This is a genomic window from Phenylobacterium sp., from assembly GCF_035475775.1.
Taxonomy (GTDB): domain Bacteria; phylum Pseudomonadota; class Alphaproteobacteria; order Caulobacterales; family Caulobacteraceae; genus Phenylobacterium.
Map to the genome: position 1 here is coordinate 1 of NZ_DATIMC010000080.1, position 4,436 is coordinate 4,436.

Sequence of the window (4,436 nt, forward strand, 5' to 3'; positions counted from 1 at the left end):
TCAGCGCAAACCCAGATCGCGCTCGCGCTGCACCCGCAGCCGATCCCACTGCTCGGCCATCTCCAGAAGCTGCCTCTGCTGATCGGGCGGCATGCGTCGCGCCAATTCGCGGCAGTCCTCAGCGTTGCGCCTGTAGTCGTCCAGCCGCTTCACAGGGCCCTCCGACCATTCTTATTCGCTCGCGGGCCTGGCAGATCGAGGACCAGGCGGTCTGTACGCTATGGGCCTTATCTTGGCGCGATCGCAGCCGCGCCGCTCCAGACCTTCTCGGCGCATGCGAGCTTGCTTCAGGATTTGCGAATTACGGTGAAGCCCGCTGATTGGCAGCCGCGGTTCGCGGCCGCCCGGGCGTCGAGCGCCCTGCCACCGCAATCCCAGGCCCGGCCAGAGGGGTCGGCGAGCGGCGCCGCAATCCTCCCTGACGCCGCCGCCATAACGGCGCCATGCTGCGCGCGCACCGGCGAGGGCGGGATGGACGACGAGGGCGGACGCGCGCCGCAGCGCAGGAAGGACGGGCTCAAGGCGCCGCCGCAGCTACGGCCGGGGCCGGCGCTGGCGCTGGGCGTGCTCGCAGCGGCGGGCTCGATCGCGCTGCGCTGGATCCTCGCGCCCCTGCTCGGCGGCGAAGAGCGCCTGATCGCCCTGTTTCCCGCCCTGATGCTCGCCACCTTCTACGGTGGGATTGCGGGCGGGGTGAGCTGCCTGGTGCTCGCCATGATCGGCGCCTGGTACCTGTTCCTGGGCGAGCCGGGCTCGTTCGTGCTCGCGCCGCACGAAGGCGCGGGACTGGTCGCGCTGCTGGTCGACGGCGGCGGGATCATCGCCGGCGTGGTCGCCATCCGCCGCCTGGTCGTGAGCCTGGAGCAGGCGCGCGAGGCGGAGCGGGTGCTGGCGCGCGAGCTGCAGCACCGGGTCAAGAACAACCTGGCGGTGGTCGAGGCGCTGGCCGCCGAATCCGCGCGCGGCGCGGCCGACCTCCCGACCTTCATGGAGCGCTTCCTCGGCCGCATGACCTCGCTGTCGGCGGCCCAGCGGCTGCTCAGCCGCGACGCGGCGCTGAAGGCCGGCGTCGGGGAGGTCGTCGAGGCGGTGCTCGCCCCGTTCCAGGCCCGCGACCGGATCGCCTGGTCCGGCGAGCCCTTCGATCTCGACGGGCCTCAGACCGCGGCGCTGGCGCTCTGCCTGCACGAGCTGGCGACCAATGCGCTGAAGCACGGCGCGCTCTCGGCCGAGGCCGGGCGGGTGCGCATCCACTGGTCCCGCGCCGGCCGCACCGGCGAGATCTCCTGGACGGAGCAGGGCGGCGCCTGCGCGCGGGAGCCGCAGCGGACCGGCTCGGGCCTGAAGCTGCTGCGCCGCGGGCTGGAGTCCGGCCGGCCGGCGACGGTCGCCTTCGCCGCCGGCGGCCTCACCTGGTCGGCGACCTTCCAGGTGCGCGGCTGAGGCGGGCGGGATCGCCGGCGCCGCCTGGGCGGTTACCTCGCTGTCCGATCCTGGGCGAGCGGCGGAGCATTGCAGATGGACGACGCGGGACCTGGCGGCTCGCATACGGTGATCGACCGCCGCGCCGGCGGGGCGTCGTTCCCGGCGGGACGGCGCGAGGAGCTCGCGCGCGCGCTCGGCCGCGCCATCGCGGGCGAGGTGCGCTTCGGAGGCGGCGACCGGGCGCTCTATTCCACCGACGCCTCCAATTACCGCCAGGCGCCGATCGGCGTGGTGCTGCCGCGCTCGGCGGAGGATGCGGTGGCGGCGCTCGACGTCTGTTCGGACTTCGACGCGCCGGTGACGCCGCGCGGCGGCGGCACGAGCCTGGCGGGGCAGACCTGCAACGCGGCGGTGATCTTCGATTTCTCGAAATACATGCACCGCGTGGTCTCGATCGATGCCGATCGCAAGCTGGCGGCGGTCGAGCCGGGCTGCATCCTCGACAACCTGCGGAGCGAGGCCGAGCGGCGTCACCTGACCTTCGGGCCCGACCCGGCGACCCACAGCCGCAACACCCTGGGCGGCATGATCGGCAACGATTCCTGCGGCGCCCATTCGCTGACGGCCGGGCGGACGGCGGACAACGTCGAGAGCCTGGAGGTGGTGACCTATGACGGCCTGAGGATGAGCGTCGGGGCGACCTCGCCCGAGGCCTACCAGCGCATCCTGGCCGAGGGCGGCCGCCGGGCGGAGATCTACCGCGCCATGCGCGAGCTCTGGGACCGCTACGGCCGCCTGTTCGAGAAGACCTATCCGCAGATTCCCCGCCGCGTCTCCGGCTACGAGAACCTCGACCAGCTCGCCTGGGACAAGGGCTTCAACGTGGCCCGCGCCCTGGTGGGCACCGAGGCCGGCTGCGCCATGGTGCTGGGCGCCACGCTGAACCTGGTCGCGAGCCCGCCGGAGCGGCGGCTGGTGGTCGTGGCCTTCCCCGACATCTTCCAGGCCGCCGATGCGGTCTGCGAGATCCTGGGCCACCGGCCGATCGGCCTGGAGGCGATGGGCGGCGAGGTGGCCGAGTTCCTGCGCCGCAAGCACCAGGACGCCGAAGAGCTGAAGGCCCTGCCGCCCGGCGACGGCTGGCTGTTCGTGGAGTTCGGCGGCGACACGGGCGAGGCGGCGCAGGCCAAGGCGCAGGCGTTCGCCAAGGCGTTCGGCGGGCCGCAGCGCCGCGCCGCCGTGGTCAAGGACGCCGCCACCCAGGCCAGCCTGTGGAAGGTGCGCGAGGATGCGCTCGCCGCCTCGACCCATGTGCCCGGCGTCGGCGACACCTACCCCGGCTGGGAAGACAGCGCCGTGCGCCGCGAGGACCTCGGCCGCTACCTGCGCGAGCTCAGGAAGCTGCTGGAGGCCTTCGGCTACCAGGGCGCCTTCTACGGCCACTTCGGCGACGGCCTGGTCCACACGCGCATCAACTTCGACCTGACGAGCCAGCAAGGCGTCGAGCAGTGGCGCCTGTTCCTGGACAAGGCGGCGGACCTGGTGGTGCGCTACGGCGGCTCGCTCTCCGGCGAGCACGGCGACGGCCAGGCGCGCGGCGCGCTGCTGGAGAAGATGTACGGCCCCGAGCTGATGGCCGCGCAGCGCGCCTTCAAGGCGATCTGGGATCCGAAAGGGCGGATGAACCCGGGCAAGGTGATCGATCCCTACCCGATCGCCTCCAACCTGCGGATCGGGCCCGACTTCCGCCCGCCGCCCATGCCCGGCCGCTTCGCCTATGCGCAGGACGGCGGCGACTTCGCCAAGGCGGTGACCCGCTGCGTGGGCGTCGGGTCCTGCCGCGCGCCGGGCAGCGAAGACAAGGTGATGTGCCCGAGCTTCATGGCCACGCGCGAGGAGACGCACTCCACGCGCGGCCGCGCGCGCCTGCTGTTCGAGATGGTGCACGGCGGGCTGATCGACGACGGCTGGAAGAGCCGCGCCGTCGAACAGGCGCTCGACCTCTGCCTGGGCTGCAAGGGCTGCAAGTCGGACTGCCCGGTGCACGTCGACATGGCGACCTACAAGGCCGAGTTCCGGGCGCGGCACTACGAAGGCCGTCTCCGGCCGCGGGCCGCCTACGCCATGGGCCAGATCCGCCGCTGGGCGGAGCTTGCCCAGCACGCGCCCTGGCTGGCGAATCTCGCGACGCGGGCGCCCGGGCTCGCCACGCTCGCCAAGTCGGCGGCGGGCGTCGCCCAGGCGCGGCGCATGCCGGCCTTCGCCCGCCAGACCTTCCGCGCCTGGTGGCGGGCGCGCGGCGGACCGCGCGCTCAGGGCCGGCGCGTGCTGCTGTTCCCGGACACCTTCAACGACTTCTTCCGGCCGCAGACGGCGATCGCCGCGGTCGGAGTGCTGGAGGGGCTGGGCTACCGGGTGGAGGTCCCGGCGGCCGCGCTGTGCTGCGGGCGGCCGCTCTACGACTGGGGCTGGGTCGACCAGGCGCGGGGGCTCTGGACGCGGACGCTGGAGGCCCTGGGCGAGCCGATCTCGGCGGGTGTCCCGGTCGTGGGCCTGGAGCCGGCCTGCGTCAGCGCCTTTCGCGACGAGCTGCCGGGCCTGTTCCCGGCCGACGAGCGGGCCCGCCGGCTGAGCGCCCAGACCCTGTTCCTCACCGAGTTCCTCGACCGCGAAGGGGCGCACCCGAGCCTGGGCCGCGCGGTCAAGGCCAAGGTGCAGCTCCACTGCCACCACCACGCGGTGCTCGATGCGGCGGCGGAGATGCGGGTGCTGCAGGCCGTGGGCGTGGAGGCGCAGGCGATGGCCTCCGGCTGCTGCGGCATGGCCGGCGCCTTCGGCTTCGAGGCGGCGAAGTACGAGGTCTCGATGCGCGCCGCCGAGCGGGTGCTGTTGCCGCAGGTGCGCGCCGCGCCGGCCGAATGGGTGATCCTGGCGAACGGCTTTTCCTGCCGCGAACAGATCGAGCAGGGCGCCGGACGGCCGACCCTGCACGTGGCCGAGCTGCTGGCGGG

General features: G+C 73.4%; 3 protein-coding genes. 2 read left to right on the forward strand and 1 reads right to left on the reverse strand.

Annotated elements, in window-relative coordinates:
* A complete protein-coding gene (locus VLI41_RS10340; RefSeq protein WP_325267995.1) occupies positions 1-153 on the reverse strand; it encodes a hypothetical protein in 153 nt (50 codons plus the stop codon).
* 318 nt (positions 154-471) lie between these two features.
* Here VLI41_RS10340 and VLI41_RS10345 point away from each other — a divergent pair, with 318 nt between their 5' ends.
* Together VLI41_RS10345 and VLI41_RS10350 are read left to right on the forward strand one after the other, a co-directional pair.
* A complete protein-coding gene (locus VLI41_RS10345; protein ID WP_325267996.1) occupies positions 472-1,443 on the forward strand; it encodes a sensor histidine kinase in 972 nt (323 codons plus the stop codon).
* A 75-nt stretch (positions 1,444-1,518) separates the two neighbouring features.
* On the forward strand, positions 1,519-4,436 hold a 2,918-nt coding region (locus tag VLI41_RS10350), incomplete at its 3' end, for an FAD-binding and (Fe-S)-binding domain-containing protein (RefSeq protein ID WP_325267997.1).